General features: G+C 70.5%; 11 protein-coding genes and 2 tRNA genes. 9 read left to right on the top strand and 4 right to left on the bottom strand.

The window, feature by feature from the left end:
- Positions 1–2 precede the first annotated feature (2 nt).
- A complete protein-coding gene (locus ACK8N7_RS11140; protein WP_015611223.1) occupies positions 3–683 on the top strand; it encodes an AIM24 family protein in 681 nt (226 codons plus the stop codon).
- A 16-nt stretch (positions 684–699) separates the two neighbouring features.
- Positions 700–1,455, top strand: a complete 756-nt coding sequence (locus tag ACK8N7_RS11135) for an AIM24 family protein (protein ID WP_403209558.1) — start codon at positions 700–702, stop codon at positions 1,453–1,455.
- Positions 1,456–1,532: 77 nt separating this feature from the next.
- Here ACK8N7_RS11135 and ACK8N7_RS11130 read toward each other — a convergent pair whose 3' ends face one another.
- Positions 1,533–2,072: an NUDIX hydrolase gene (locus ACK8N7_RS11130; protein WP_403209560.1), complete on the bottom strand. Its 540-nt coding sequence runs from the start codon at positions 2,070–2,072 to the stop codon at positions 1,533–1,535.
- Positions 2,069–3,517 (bottom strand): zinc-dependent metalloprotease, encoded by a 1,449-nt coding sequence (locus tag ACK8N7_RS11125; RefSeq protein WP_403209562.1) that lies wholly within the window; start codon positions 3,515–3,517, stop codon positions 2,069–2,071. The genes ACK8N7_RS11130 and ACK8N7_RS11125 overlap by 4 nt, the downstream gene beginning before the upstream one ends.
- 190 nt (positions 3,518–3,707) lie before the next feature.
- On the opposite strand from ACK8N7_RS11125, the gene ACK8N7_RS11120 reads away from it, so the two are divergent.
- From ACK8N7_RS11120 to ACK8N7_RS11110, 3 genes are all read left to right on the top strand, one after another.
- Entirely contained in the window at positions 3,708–4,865 is a 1,158-nt protein-coding gene (locus tag ACK8N7_RS11120; protein WP_403209564.1) for an SDR family oxidoreductase, read from the top strand.
- Between the two features lie 113 nt (positions 4,866–4,978).
- Entirely contained in the window at positions 4,979–5,440 is a 462-nt protein-coding gene (locus ACK8N7_RS11115; protein WP_403209566.1) for a molybdenum cofactor biosynthesis protein MoaE, read from the top strand.
- Positions 5,441–5,841: 401 nt separating this feature from the next.
- Positions 5,842–6,951, top strand: a complete 1,110-nt coding sequence (locus ACK8N7_RS11110) for a YlbL family protein (protein ID WP_403209567.1) — start codon at positions 5,842–5,844, stop codon at positions 6,949–6,951.
- Positions 6,952–7,021: 70 nt separating this feature from the next.
- On the opposite strand, the gene ACK8N7_RS11105 is transcribed toward ACK8N7_RS11110, so the two are convergent.
- Entirely contained in the window at positions 7,022–7,582 is a 561-nt protein-coding gene (locus ACK8N7_RS11105) for a PPA1309 family protein (protein WP_403209569.1), read from the bottom strand.
- A gap of 137 nt (positions 7,583–7,719) precedes the next feature.
- Here ACK8N7_RS11105 and ACK8N7_RS11100 point away from each other — a divergent pair, with 137 nt between their 5' ends.
- The 4 genes from ACK8N7_RS11100 to ACK8N7_RS11085 all read left to right on the top strand — a co-directional run bounded on the left by ACK8N7_RS11100 (position 7,720) and on the right by ACK8N7_RS11085 (position 13,423).
- Positions 7,720–10,692 (top strand): UPF0182 family membrane protein, encoded by a 2,973-nt coding sequence (locus ACK8N7_RS11100; protein ID WP_403210068.1) that lies wholly within the window; start codon positions 7,720–7,722, stop codon positions 10,690–10,692.
- Positions 10,693–10,734: 42 nt separating this feature from the next.
- Positions 10,735–10,808 (top strand) — tRNA-Met (locus ACK8N7_RS11095).
- 211 nt (positions 10,809–11,019) lie between these two features.
- Positions 11,020–13,200 (top strand): tetratricopeptide repeat protein, encoded by a 2,181-nt coding sequence (locus tag ACK8N7_RS11090; RefSeq protein ID WP_403209571.1) that lies wholly within the window; start codon positions 11,020–11,022, stop codon positions 13,198–13,200.
- Positions 13,201–13,349: 149 nt separating this feature from the next.
- A tRNA-Met gene (locus ACK8N7_RS11085) sits at positions 13,350–13,423 on the top strand.
- Between the two features lie 113 nt (positions 13,424–13,536).
- Here the strand turns inward: ACK8N7_RS11085 and ACK8N7_RS11080 are convergent.
- Complete coding sequence (locus ACK8N7_RS11080; protein WP_500442090.1) at positions 13,537–13,956, bottom strand: Fur family transcriptional regulator; 420 nt, start codon at positions 13,954–13,956, stop codon at positions 13,537–13,539.
- Between the last annotated feature and the right edge of the window lie 7 nt (positions 13,957–13,963).

Here is a 13,963-nt window from a genome sequence, read left to right as displayed (position 1 = left end):
TCATGAACCAGCAACTCGCGGGCTTCGCCCCGACCCCCGTCACGGCCCGTATGGAGAACCACGGCAAGACCATGCTCAAGGTCGCCATGGCCTCCGGGCAGGACCTCTACGCGCGCACCGGTTCGATGGTGGCGTACGAGGGGTTCATCCAGTACGAGCCCAACCCGCCCGCCGTCCGTCAGATCGCCTCCCAGTGGATCACCGGCGAGGGCGCACCCGTCATGAAGTGCTCCGGCGACGGACTGCTCTACCTCGCCGACTACGGCGCCGACGTGGTGGTCATCAACCTGAACAACGACTCCCTCTCCGTCAACGGCACCAACCTCCTCGCCTTCGACGCCCACCTCACCTGGGGCGTCGAGAAGGTCAAGGGGCTGGCCAAGTTCGCCGGACAGGGGCTGTGGAACGTCGTCGTCCAGGGCACCGGATGGGTCGCCATCACCTCCCGGGGCACCCCGATCGTCGTCGACTGCGGACGCGGCGAGGACGAGACGTACGTCGACCCGGACGCACTCGTCGCCTGGTCCCCGAACCTCAAGGTGAAGGGCAAGCGCAGCTTCAAGGCCGGGGCGCTGATCGGCCGCGGCAGCGGCGAGGCGTACCAGATGGCCTTCTCCGGACAGGGCATCGTCGTCGTCCAGCCGAGCGAGGACAGTACGGACCGCCTGCGGATCCGGAACTGAGGGGAGGGAACACACCATGCAGAGTCCGCTTTTCAGCTACACCGAGCAGCAGTCCCAGGACCGGTACGCGATCCAGAACCCGCAGCTCCTGCGGGTGACGCTGACCGGCCAGGACGACATCCTCGCCCGGAAGGGCGCGATGGTCGCCTACCAGGGCCTGATGGACTTCGACGGGGAGTACCAGTCCCAGGGCCAGCGGCGCGCCCGCGCGCGCACCGGCGAGGGCCTCGACCTGATGCGCGTGTCCGGCCAGGGCACGGTCTACTTCGCCAACCTCGCCCAGTACGTCCACGTCGTGGACGTCGACCGTGAGGGGATGACCGTGGACAGCTCCTACGTCCTCGCGCTCGACTCCTCGCTGCACACCGAGGTCATCGCGGTGGACAGCCAGTACGGGATCTCCGGCAGCGGCAAGTACCAGCTCAACATCTCCGGCTCCGGCAAGGTCGCCCTCATGACGTCCGGCCAGCCCCTGATGATGCAGGTCACGCCCGAGAAGTACGTCAACGTGGACGCCGACGCGATCGTGGCCTGGTCCAGCGCCCTGCGGGTGCAGATGCAGGCCCAGACGCACTCCTCGGGTGCCTTCCGGCGTCGCGGCAACACCGGGGAGGGCTGGGAGCTCAGCTTCCTGGGCCAGGGCTTCGCGCTGGTCCAGCCGAGCGAGGTCATGCCTCCGCAGAACGCCCAGATCGGCCAGGGTGCCGGCGCCCAGTTCGGCATGGGCCAGCAGGGTTCCCACGGCCAGAACCAGAACAACGCCTGGAACTGACCGACACCCGCAGAGCACAGCGGTAAGGGGCGGCCTCTACGGAGGCTGCCCCTTACGCACATCCGTACAGCTCGCTGCTACAGCCGGGACCGCGTCGCCTCCAGCAGCTGTACGACGGAGGCGTCGGCAACCTCGGGCACGTCCCCGTAGCCGAACCAGCGCAGCTCCAGGGACTCGTCGCTGATCCGCTCCGCCGCTCCGGCCGGGGCCAGTGCGGCGTACTGCACATCCAGGTGCCAGTTGCAGGGGGACGGAATGGGGTGCCGGTCCAGCCGGACCGGTCCGCCCGGCAGCAGGGTGAGCCCGGTGATGCCGGACTCCTCCGTCGCCTCACGGAGCGCCGCCGCCTCCAGGGTGGCGTCCCGGTGCTCGCAGTGGCCGCCCATCTGGAGCCACATCCGGAGCTTGCGGTGCAGGGTGAGCAGCACCTTCTCCCGCTCCGGATCGATCACCAGGGCGCTGGCCGTCACATGCCCGGCCCCGCACGCCTTCCACATGCCGTCGTCGTGCTGCGCCAGATGGTCCAGGTAGGCCTGGCGCAGCTCCGCCTGGTCGCCGGCCCCCTGCTCGGGCGCGTAACCCTTCAGTACGAGGGTGGCGTCGTCGTGCAGGGTCACTGGTCGCGGCCGTCCTTGCCGTCTTCCTTGCCGTCGTCGTTGCTGTCGTCCTTGCCCTCGTCCTCCGCGGCGGGCTTCTGCGGGCCCTTCGCGGCCTCGCCGAGCATCTTGTCCAGCTCGGAGAAGTCGGCCTGCTCGTGGTGGACGAAGCCGTCCGGGTCGTCCAGGTCATGGGCGGTCGGCAGCATGTCCGGGTGTGCCCACAGCGCGTCGCGGCCCTCAAGACCCCGGGCGTCGGTGAGCGAGGCCCACAGCCGCGAGGCGTCCCGCAGCCGGCGCGGGCGCAGCTGGAGACCGATGAGCGTGGCGAACGTCTGCTCGGCCGGACCACCGGAGGCACGGCGCCTGCGCATCGTCTCGCGCAGGGCGTCCGACGAGGTCAGCCGGGACTTCACGGCCTCGTGGACCACGGCGTCCACCCAGCCCTCGACGAGCGCGAGAGCCGTCTCCAGACGGGCCAGGGAGGCCTTCTGCTCGGGCGTGTCCTCGGGCTGGAACATGCCCTGCTGAAGGGCGTCCTGCAGCTGCTCGGGGTTCGAGGGGTCGAACTGGCCGACGACGTCCTCCAGCTTGCTGGTGTCGACCTTGATGCCCCGTGCGTACGACTCGACCGCACCGAACAGGTGCGAGCGGAGCCACGGCACATGGGCGAAGAGCCGCTGGTGGGCGGCCTCGCGCAGGGCCAGATACAGCCGCACCTCGTCCTGCGGGACGCTGAGGTCCTTGCCGAACTGCGCCACGTTCAGCGGGAGCAGCGCGGCCTTGCCCGCCGGACCCAGCGGGAGCCCGATGTCCGTCGACCCGACCACCTCACCGGCCAGCGTGCCCACGGCCTGCCCGATCTGCTGGCCGAACATGGCGCCGCCCATCGACCGCATCATGCCGATCAGCGGGCCCGCCATGGCCTGCATCTCCTCGGGCAGCACATCGCCCATCGCCAGGCCCACCCGCTCGGCCACCGGGTCGACCAGTTGCTGCCAGGCCGGCAGCGACGCCTCGACCCACTCCGCGCGGCTCCACGCCACGGTGGAGACCGAACCGGAGGGCATCGAGGTCACGCCGTCCAGCCAGAGATCGGCCAGCCGCAGCGCCTCGTCGACCGCCGTCCGCTCGGAGGGGCCGACGCTCGCGTCCTTGGTGCCGTCGGCCGTCCCCTGCGAGACGGTCTGGCGGGCGATCTGCTTGGCCATGTCCCAGTTCACGGGACCGCCCTCGTAGCTCAGCATCTGGCCGAGCTGCTGGAAGGCCGCGCCGAGATCGTTCGGATTCATCGAGCCGAACATTGCGGCGAACGGGTTGTCCCCGCCCGCCCCCGGCCCGAATCCGAACGGGCCCCCGGGCCCGCCCGCGCTCTGCCCACCTTCGGTGGGGTCCTTCTTCTTGCCCTCGTCGCCGTTCTCCGGCTCCTCCGGCGGAAGGCCGAATCCGAATGGGGTGTCACTCACGGGTTTCCTCGGCTCGTAGGGCCGCCGGCTGGAACCGGCGGCGACTGCCCGACATCACCATCCAGCGTAGACACCACGCCCGCTTCGGGCCTCAGTGCTCCGCCGACTCCCGGCCTGCGGCAGGATGGACGCCACCTGGTACGTACGCGTCAGTCGGGTACGTACTGAAGACAACCGCTGGAGACGCCCGGTGAGTTCCCCAGATCCACAGGTTCGCGCAGCGCGAAACCTGACCGACCCCTCGCCCGAGAGCACACCCGAGAAGAAACGCCCCAGGACCCCCAGAAACAGGGGCCCCGTCGTCGCGGTCACCGGTGCCGCGACCGGCGTCGGTGAGCTGTTGACCGCCCGCCTCGCCGCATCCGACGAGGTCAAGCAGGTCATCGCGATCGACGAACGCCGCGGAGAGGTCTCCGAGGCGACCTGGCACATCCTGGACGTACGCGATCCGGCCATCGCCGAGAAGCTGCGCGGCGCGGACGTCGTCGTGCACCTGGCGCTCGATCTCGACCTGGAGACCGACCCCGCCGCCCGCACCGCGTACAACGTACGCGGCACCCAGACCGTCCTCACCGCCGCGGCCGCCGCCGGGGTCCACCGGGTCGTGCTGTGCACCTCGGCGATGGTCTACGGCGCGCTGGCCGACAACGACGTGCCGCTCTCCGAGGACGCCGAACTGCGCGCCACCGCGGAGGCCACCGGGGTCGGCGACCTCCTGGAGATCGAACGGCTCGGCCGCCGCGCGCCGCGCGCCCACCCCGGGCTCAACGTCACCGTCGTCCGCCCCACAGTCCTGGTCGGCGGCACGGACACCGCGCTGACCCGCTACTTCGAGTCACCGCGTCTCCTGGTTGTCGCCGGATCGCGCCCCACCTGGCAGTTCTGCCATGTCGACGACCTGGTCACGGCCCTGGAGTACGCCGCGCTTGAGAAGATCGACGGGGAGTTCGCGGTCGGCTGCGACGGCTGGCTCGAACAGGAGGAGGTCGAGGAGCTCAGCGGCGTACGCCGGATGGAGCTGCCCTCCGCCGTCGCCCTGGGGGCGGCCGCCCGGCTGCACCGCATCGGACTCACCCCGTCCCCGGCCGGTGACCTGGCGTACACGATGCACCCCTGGGTGGTCAGCGTGAGTCGGCTGCACGACGTGGGATGGCGGCCGAAGTGGACCAACGAGGAGGTCCTCGGAGCGCTCCTCGAAGAGGTCGAGGGACGCCACACCCTCGCCGGACGCCGCCTCGGCCGCAAGGACGCCACCGCCGCCACGGCCACCGCCGCCGGTGCCACGGTCGCCCTGCTCGGCACGGCCGCCCTGGTCCGTCGCGCCCGTAAGGCCCGCCGCCGCATCTGACCGCACCCCCCAGCGGCCCGGCAGCCGTCCCGTAGAAGGCTCCAATGCGGTCGCCCGTCCGCCGGTCGAACAGGCAATTCCGCGATGTCGGTGCCGTACGGCACGATGGGGGCATGGCACGCACCCAGGACCACCCCGGCGAGCAGGCGGCATCGGACCCCATCCGGCTGCTGGCGATCCGGGAGAGCGAACTCTCCGTCGACGAGGTCTTCCGTGCCGTCGGGGACGACGCGGCAGGCGGCATCGCCCTCTTCGTCGGCACCGTGCGCAATCACGACGGCGGGCAGGACGTCGGTGCGCTCGGCTACTCCTGCCATCCCTCGGCCGAGGACGAGCTGCGCCGAGTGGCGGAGAAGGTCGTCGCCGACTTCCCGGTCCGCGGCCTCGCCGCCGTCCACCGGGTGGGTGAACTGGACGTGGGCGATCTGGCGGTGGTCGTCGCCGTCGCCTGCCCGCACCGCGCGGAGGCCTTCGCCGCCTGCCGCAAGCTCATCGACGACCTCAAGCACGAGGTTCCGATCTGGAAGCACCAGCGTTTCTCCGACGGCACCGAGGAGTGGGTCGGGGCCTGCTGAGCGCAAACCGGACCGGTGCGCATCAGCCCCGATTTGCGTAACCGCACCCCTGCCGTGAGCGTTGGTCTTCCGGATCGTTAATCTGCAGATCGATCACTCGGTCGCTCATGGGGTAGGGAGGTCGTGATGGCGGCACTCGCTTGGCTGTTGATTCCACTTTTCGCTGCTGTCGGCGGTGCGATATGGGCAAGTTGGGCTGCTCGCAACCGCACGACCGGCGATGTCACCGAACTCGCCGGATACGCCAGGTTCCGTGACGCGATGGAGAAATCGCACTCCGGTTCCGAGGCTCTCTGAGGCCGTCGAACGCCGCGTGACACTCTCCCCGCCGCGCTTCGGCCGCTCCCCGGACGGACCGGCCCCGGCGGTGGACCTACAGGCCCTTCCCGTACTGTCGTTCCATGCCACGCCGCACCGCGACGATGCTCGCCTCCACCCTCATCCTCATCGCGCTCTTCTGCGCAGGCCTGCTGATCAAAGTGCCGTATTCGGAGATGTCTCCCGGGCCGACGGTGAACACTCTGGGCGAGGCGCGTGGCGAGCCGGTCCTGCGGATCACCGGTCGTAAGACGTACCCGACATCCGGGCATCTCAACATGACGACGGTCCGGGTCACCGGAGCGGACTACCGGATGAACCTGGGCGAGGCGGTCTGGGGCTGGCTGGCCCACGACAGCGTCGTCGTACCGCACGACACGCTCTATCCGGACGGCAAGACCGAGGAGCAGTCCACCCAGGAGAACGCCGAGGAGTTCAGCCAGTCCCAGGAGAGCGCCAAGGTCGCCGCCCTGAAGGAGCTGGACATCCCGGTCGCCACCCAGGTCGTGGTCTCCACCGTGGTCAAGGGCAGCCCTTCCGAGGGCAAGCTGCACGCCGGTGACGTGATCAAGGCCGTGGACGGTACCGCGGTCAAGGAGCCCGGTGACGTCGCCGAACTCGTCACGAAGCACAAGCCCGGCGAGGACGTCACCTTCACCATCGTCCCCGCCGAGGAGGCGGCCGCCGCCGAGAAGGCCGGCCGGGTCCCCGAGGGCAGCAGAAAGATCACCCTCACGACCGAGAAGGCGCCCGCCACGGAGCAGGGCGGCGAGGAGGAGGACCGGGCGATCGTCGGGATCAGGGCCGGGACGGACCACACGTTCCCGTTCGACATCGACATCAAGCTCGCGGACGTCGGCGGACCCAGCGCCGGGCTGATGTTCTCCCTGGGCATCATCGACAAGATCACCCCGGGCAATCTGACCGGCGGGAAGTTCGTCGCGGGCACCGGAACCATCGACGACGCGGGCAAGGTCGGCCCGATCGGCGGGATCAACATGAAGCTGGTCGGTGCCCGTGAGGAGGGCGCCCGCTACTTCCTCACGCCCGAGGACAACTGTGCCGCGGCCGCGTCGGACACCCCCGACGGGCTGACCCTGGTCCGGGTCAAGACCCTCGACGACGCCAGGAAGTCGCTGGAGCAGATCAGCGCCGGGAAGACCGACGCGCTGCCGAGCTGCTCGGCAGGCTGACCCCCGCGCCCGGTTCCGGCCCGGACCGGGCGGAAACCGGGCGCGAGGGCCGGCACCGGACGACGGGCCGTCAGGACTCGAACGTCGCTGCGAGGGCCTCGGCGAGCCCCGGCACCAGACCGGCGCCGGTCAGCACCTCGGTGGGGGAGTCCTTCTCGCGCAGCCGTACGGCGGAGTCGCGCGCCCCGTCCCGCAGCACGGCCACCGTCATCCGCACCTCCTGCCGGTCCGGGTGCTTGGCCACCCACTTGGTGAGCTGCTTGTCGCTGAGCCCTTCCGGTACGGAGGCCTCGGCGGACGGCGGCAGCATCAGCCGTTCCACGGTCATGGCACAGCCGACCACGGCGTCGGGCCAGGCGATGGTGCCGAGGAAATCGTCCAGGGCGGTACCGGCGGGCAGCTCCTCCTGCTCGATCGGTGTGAGGGAAGCGGTCGTGGCGGCGGCGTCGTCCAGCCCGAGCTGAGCGGCGAGACCGGGCTCCTGGACCCGCAGCCGGGCGGTGTCGACCAGGGCGAACAGCCGGGCCGGCTGGTCCCAGCCGAGAGTGGAGGCATAGGCGTCGATTTCGAGGACGGCGACGGTGAGCGGGCTCGCTGCCATCGGAGGTCCTGCGGGGGAAACGTTGGGCATGGGCAATATCCTGCCTCCTTCGGCCCCGGTATCGGGAACTAGGTAAAGCTTCAGTAAGTTGCATAGGTGGGCTCTACGACCGCTGGGGCCTGCTCCACACGACCGCGAACTTCGAGGTGCGCACGTTGGCTTTCCAGATGCCGGACCGCGGCGGAGGCCCCACCGGGCCACGGATCAGTGTCGGCCGCCCGTCCCGGCGCGTCCGCACCCTGCTCATGACCCTGGGGGTCCTGGCGGTTCTCGCCATGGCCTTCGTCATGTTCGCCGGGTTCTGGACGGACTGGCTCTGGTACCGGTCGGTCGCGTATTCCTCCGTCTTCACCACCACCCTGCGGACCAAGATCGGGCTGTTCCTCGTCTTCGGACTGCTGATGGCCCTGGCCATCGGCCTGAACATCTGGCTCGCGCACCGGCTCCGGCCGCCGCTGAGCGCGATGTCGCTGGAGCAGCAGAGCCTGGACCGCTACCGGATGAGCGTCGCCCCTTTCAAGAAGTGGGTGCTGCTCGCCGTCACCGCGCTCGTCGGTCTGATCGCCGGGGCATCCGCCTCCGGCCAGTGGCGCACCTGGCTGATGTACGTCAACGGCGTGCCGTTCGGCACGAAGGACCCCCAGTTCAAGCTGGACGTCGCCTTCTACGCCTTCGACCTGCCGTGGTACCGCTTCCTGCTCGGCTTCGGCTTCGCGGCGACGGTGCTCTCGCTGATCGCGGCCGCGCTGACCCACTATCTGTACGGCGGGCTGCGCATCACCAGTCCCGGCGCCCGCGCCACCGCCGCGGCCACCGGTCATCTCTCGGTGCTGCTCGGCATCTTCGTCTCCCTGAAGGCCGTGGCCTACTGGCTCGACCGGTACGGTCTCGCGGTGAAGTCCAGTGACTTCAAGGCCGCGGACAACTGGACGGGCCTGCGGTACGTCGACGCGAACGCCTACCTTCCGGCGAAGACCATCCTGTTCTTCATCGCGGCGATCTGTGCCGTGCTGTTCTTCGCGACGCTGTGGCGCCGCACCTGGCAGCTGCCGGTCATCGGCTTCGGTCTCATGGTGCTCTCGGCGATCCTGATCGGCGGGCTCTACCCGGCGATCGTCCAGAAGTTCCAGGTCCAGCCGAACGAGCAGGCCAAGGAAGCCCCGTTCATCCAGAAGAACATCGACGCGACACGCGATGCGTACGACATCGCCGACGCGGAGATGGAGGACTACTCGGGCCAGGCCACCACGGGCGACGACACCAAGCTGCGGGCCGCCGCCAACACGGCCGCAAGCTACCGCGTGATGGACCCCAACGTCGTCTCCCCGGCCTTCCAGCAGCTCCAGCAGCGCAGGAACTACTACCAGTTCCCCAAGACGCTGGACGTCGACCGCTACAAGGACGCGGACGGCAAGGAGCAGGACACGGTCATCGGTCTGCGAGAGCTGAACATCCAGGGCCTGCCCAAGCGGAACTGGATCAACGATCACTTCACGTACACCCACGGCTACGGCGCCATCGCGGCCCGCGGCACCACCACCGGCACCAACCCGCCGGGGTCCCCGGACTTCACCGAGTCGGGTCTGCCGTCCACCGGTGAGTTCGGGAAGTACGAGCAGCGGATCTATTACGGCGAGAAGACCGAGCAGTACTCCATCGTCGGCGGGCCCCAGAAGGAGCTCGACTACGAGGAGGACGGTGAGAAGACCACCAGCTACAAGGGCGGCAGCGGGGTCAGCCTCTCCAACACCTTCAACCGTGCCGCGTACGCGGTCTCGTTCAGCGAGCCGCAGATCATGTACTCGGGGGCCATCGGCAACGGCTCGCGGATCCTGTACAACCGCACACCCAAGGAGCGCGTCGAGGCCGTCGCCCCGTGGCTGACCATCGACGGCGACGCCTACCCGGCGGTCGTCGACGGCCGGATCCAGTGGATCGTCGACGCCTACACCACGACGAACGGCTACCCGTACGCCTCGCGGACGACGCTCGGCGACACCACGGCCGACTCGCTGACCACCAACCAGCGCGCGGTCGTCGCCCAGCAGAACCAGGTCAACTACATCCGCAACTCGGTGAAGGCCACCGTCGACGCGTACGACGGCAAGGTCAAGCTCTACGAGTGGGACACCAAGGACCCGGTCCTCAAGACCTGGCGCAAGGCGTTCCCGGGCACGGTGGAGGCCCGTTCGAAGATCCCGCAGGAGCTCATGGACCACCTGCGGTATCCGCAGGACCTCTTCAAGGTCCAGCGCGAGCTGCTCACCCGCTACCACGTCGAGGACCCCGCGCAGTTCTACAGCGGCTCCGACGCGTGGCAGGTGCCGGACGACCCGACCAACAAGGAGCCGGGTTCGGTCCCGCCGTACTACCTGTCCATGAAGATGCCGGGCCAGGACCAGCAGGCGTTCTCGCTGACCACCACGTTCACCCCCAGGGGGCGCCCGAACCTCGGCGCCTTCATGGCGGTGAACGCGGACGCGGCCAGCAAGGACTACGGCACGATGAGACTGCTGCGGGTCACCTCCACGGTGAAGGGCCCGGGTCAGGTACAGAGTGAGCTCAACGGTAACGACGACGTCGCCGAGTTCGTGAGGAACCTCAAGGGCACGGACTCCGACATCGAGTACGGCAACCTGCTGACGGTGCCGCTCGAAGGCGGCTTCCTCTACATCGAACCCGTCTACACCCGCGGTGGCACGCAGAACTACCCGCTGCTGCGCAAGGTGGCCGCCTCGTACGGTTCGAAGATCGTCTTCGAGAACAGCCTGGGAGACGCGCTCAACGCGGTCTTCGGGGTCGACGGCGAGTCCGACACCACTCCGCCCGATCCCAGTGAGCCGCCGGGTGACACGACCAAGCCGCCGGCCACCGGCAGCGACGCGCTCAAGCAGGCCATCGCGGACGCCCAGAAGGCGTACACCGACGGTGAGGCGGCGCTGAAGGAGCAGGACTGGCCCGCCTACGGCAAGGCCCAGGAGGCGCTCCAGGAAGCTCTGGAGCGGGCTGCCGCGGCCCAGCCCAAGGCCGGAGCCGAGGGCGACAAGGCCGCGGCTCCGGACGAGGACGCCGGAGCCGACGCGGCCACGAAGCCCGAGAAGGGCGAAGAGGCCGAGCAGGTCGGCGACCAGGGCAGCTGAGAAGGACCCACCCCGCGCCGTGGTACGGTTTGAACACAACGGCGCGGGGTGGAGCAGCTCGGTAGCTCGCTGGGCTCATAACCCAGAGGTCGCAGGTTCAAATCCTGTCCCCGCTACTGAAAGACGAAGGCCCGGATCCTATGGGATCCGGGCCTTCGTCGTGTCGTCGTGTCTTTCTGGGTCCGTGGGCGTGAAGTGCGGTTCGCTGGGCACTAGTTGGGTTCCGACGTGTTTGACTTGTCTCTCTGTGGGCATGTCGACAAAACGCTGAAGTGACCTCACTGGCCGCGATATACCAGGTGTACGCGGGTTACAGGTGGTGCGACGATGGTATTTATGGGGGACAGGGCAACTCTGTTGGAGACAGGGCGGTTTGTGCAGCGGCGCGGCCAGAAGGCGGACAAGGTGGCAGATGCGGCCTTCGCTGCTGTCATCGCCGGGGCGGTCGGAGCGAGCGCGAGCACACCCGGACCACGGGACGCCACCACCGCCGGTGAAGCAGGGCCCGCCGTGGAGGCGCCGGCCCGGGGCAGGGGGCGCACCACGAGCGAGACCACCGCGACGGTGGGACACGTGGACGCGGACGCCGTGCACGCCACGGGCGTGACCACGCCGGACGCGGGCACCACGGACGCCGTCGACGCGGCGGACAGCGCCGAGACGGAGGCGCGCCACCGACGGGCGGCCGAGGCCGGGGACACCGCGTCCATGAGCGTGCTGGGCGCCCTGCTGCTGCGCCGCGGCGAGTTGGACGGGGCCGAGACCTACCTGCGCGCCGCCACCGCCGACGGCGACCGGGCCGCCGCCAACAACCTGGGCGTCCTGCTCCACCAGCGGGGCTACCCCGACGAGGCCGCCGGCTGGTGGCGTATCGCCGCCGTGGCCGGCTCCGCCGCCGCCGCGCACGCGCTGGGCCGCCACTTCCGCGAGCGCGGGGACGAGCCGGGCGCGGAGTACTGGCTGCGTCAGTCCGCCGAGCAGGGCCACGCGCTGGGCGCCTACGCGCTCGCCGACCTCCTGGAGCACCGCGGCGACATCGGTGCCGAGCGCTGGCTGCGCGCCGCCGCCGAGCAGGGCCACCGGGAGGCCGCCTACCGGCTGGCCCGCACCCTGGAGCGGAACGCGGTCGAGGACCCGCACGACGCCTTCGGCCTGGGCCGGGGGACCGGCACCGGCCGGAGTGCGCCCGGCCTCGGCCTCCCCGGCGACCCGGCCGCGCCCGACGCCCGTACGCCGGGTGCGGCGGGCGCGAAGGGCGGAAAGAGCGGCGACAGCCCCGTCGCCGGTCCGGCGACGGGCCGGGTCGGCGAGGCCGAGCAGTGGTACCGCCGGGCCGCAGCCCGGGGCCACCGGCGCGCGGCCCTGCACCTCGGCGCGATCCTGGAGCAGCGCGGCGAGCTCAAGGAGGCGGGCCGCTGGTACCTCACCGCCGCCAAGGACGGCGAGGCCCGTGCCGCCTGTGCCCTGGGCTTCCTGCTGCGCGACGCGGGCGACGAGGAGAGCGCCGCCGTGTGGTGGCTGCGCGCTGCCCAGGACGGCGACGGCAACGCCGCCAACGCGCTGGGTGCCCTGCACGCGGCGCGCGGCGAGCAGCAGACCGCCGAGCGCTGGTACCGGGCAGCCATGGACGCCGGTGACGTCAACGGCGCGTACAACCTCGGGCTGCTCTGCGCCGCCCAGGACCGGACGCCGCAGGCCGAGCAGTGGTACCGCCGCGCCGCCTACGCCGGGCACCGCGAGGCCGCCAACGCGCTCGCCGTGCTCCTTCTCCAGGCCGGCGACCACACCGGCGCCGAGCCCTGGTTCTCCAAGGCGGCCGAGGCCGGCAGCGTGGACGCCGCCTTCAACCTCGGCATCCTGCACGCCGGGCGCGACGAGGACCGTACGGCGCTCGGCTGGTACCAGCGGGCCGCGGCGGCCGGGCACACCGACGCCGCGCTCCAGGTCGCCATGGCCCTGCTGCGTGACGGCGAGGACCGCGAGGCCGAGCGTCATCTGCGCTGCGCCGCGGGAGGCGGCAGCGCCGAGGCGGCGTTCCGGCTGGCCGGGCTGCTCGACGCGCGCCAGCCGCCGCCGGGACCGCCCGCGCTGGGCGAGCCGATGCCGGAGAAGACCGAGTGCGAGGAGTGGTACGAGCGGGCCGCGCAGCAGGGCCACCGCCGCGCCCAGGTCCGGGTCGGCATGCTCGCCGCCGCCCGGGGGGACGTGGAGAGCGCCGCCCACTGGTACCGGGAGGCCGCCGAGGCGGGCAGCCGCAACGGCGCCTTCAACCTGGGGCTGCTGCTCGCCCGCGAGGGCAGCGAGCGCGAGGCCGCCCTGTGGTGGAGCCGCGCCGCCAACGCCGGTCACGGCCGGGCCGCACTGCGCCTGGCCCTGCTCGCCGCCCGCCGGGGCGAGCTCACCGAGGGGCAACGCTGGTGCGCCCGGGCCGTGGAGCTGGGTCCGGCCGAGGTGTCCGAGCGGGCAGCCCGGCTGCGCGACGCCCTGCACCAGGAGCTCACCGCCTGACGCCGGAGCCGGGTGACGCCGGAACTGCGTAACGCCGGAGCCGGGTGACGCCGGGAGAACCCGGTCTCCGGAGGCCGGTGCGGTCTCTGGGGGCCGGTGTGAATGAATTTGCGCCGTTCGACCTGCTGACGTAATGTTGCATTCACCGACGCGGGGTGGAGCAGCTCGGTAGCTCGCTGGGCTCATAACCCAGAGGTCGCAGGTTCAAATCCTGTCCCCGCTACTGAAGAACGAAGGCCCGGATCTCGATCAGAGATCCGGGCTTTCGTCATGTCCGGAACCGATCAGGAACGAAAAGATCCGGGCCCGCCTGTTCGACAGGCGGGCCCGGCATGCTCAGGCAGTGGCGGCGCAGCTCGGACAGACTCCCCGGTACGTCACCTCGACGCCGGAGACCGTGAAGCCGTAGCGCTCCTCCGTGGGCAGGTCCGCCAGCGGATTGCCCGCCGGGTGCACATCGCGGATGGCGCCGCACTTGCCGCAGATCAGGTGGTGGTGCGGGCGGTGCGCGTTCGGGTCGTACCGCTTCGCCCGGCGGTCGGTGGAGACCTCCAGCACCTCACCGAGGGACACCATCTCGCCGAGGGTGTTGTAGACGGTGGCGCGCGAGATCTCGGGCAGCCTGTCGACGGCCCTCGCGTGGACCTCGTCAGCCGTCAGGTGCACATGGTCCCCGTCGAGGACCTCGGCCACGACACGCCGCTGCGCCGTCATGCGCCAGCCGCGTCCACGGAGTCGTTCCAGCAGGTCGCTCATGCAGCCC

Origin of the sequence: Streptomyces griseobrunneus (assembly GCF_046713465.1) — a bacterium.
Taxonomy (GTDB): domain Bacteria; phylum Actinomycetota; class Actinomycetes; order Streptomycetales; family Streptomycetaceae; genus Streptomyces; species Streptomyces microflavus.
The sequence above is the reverse complement of the archived record's forward strand: the minus strand, read 5'-3'. Positions and strand labels throughout refer to the sequence as shown.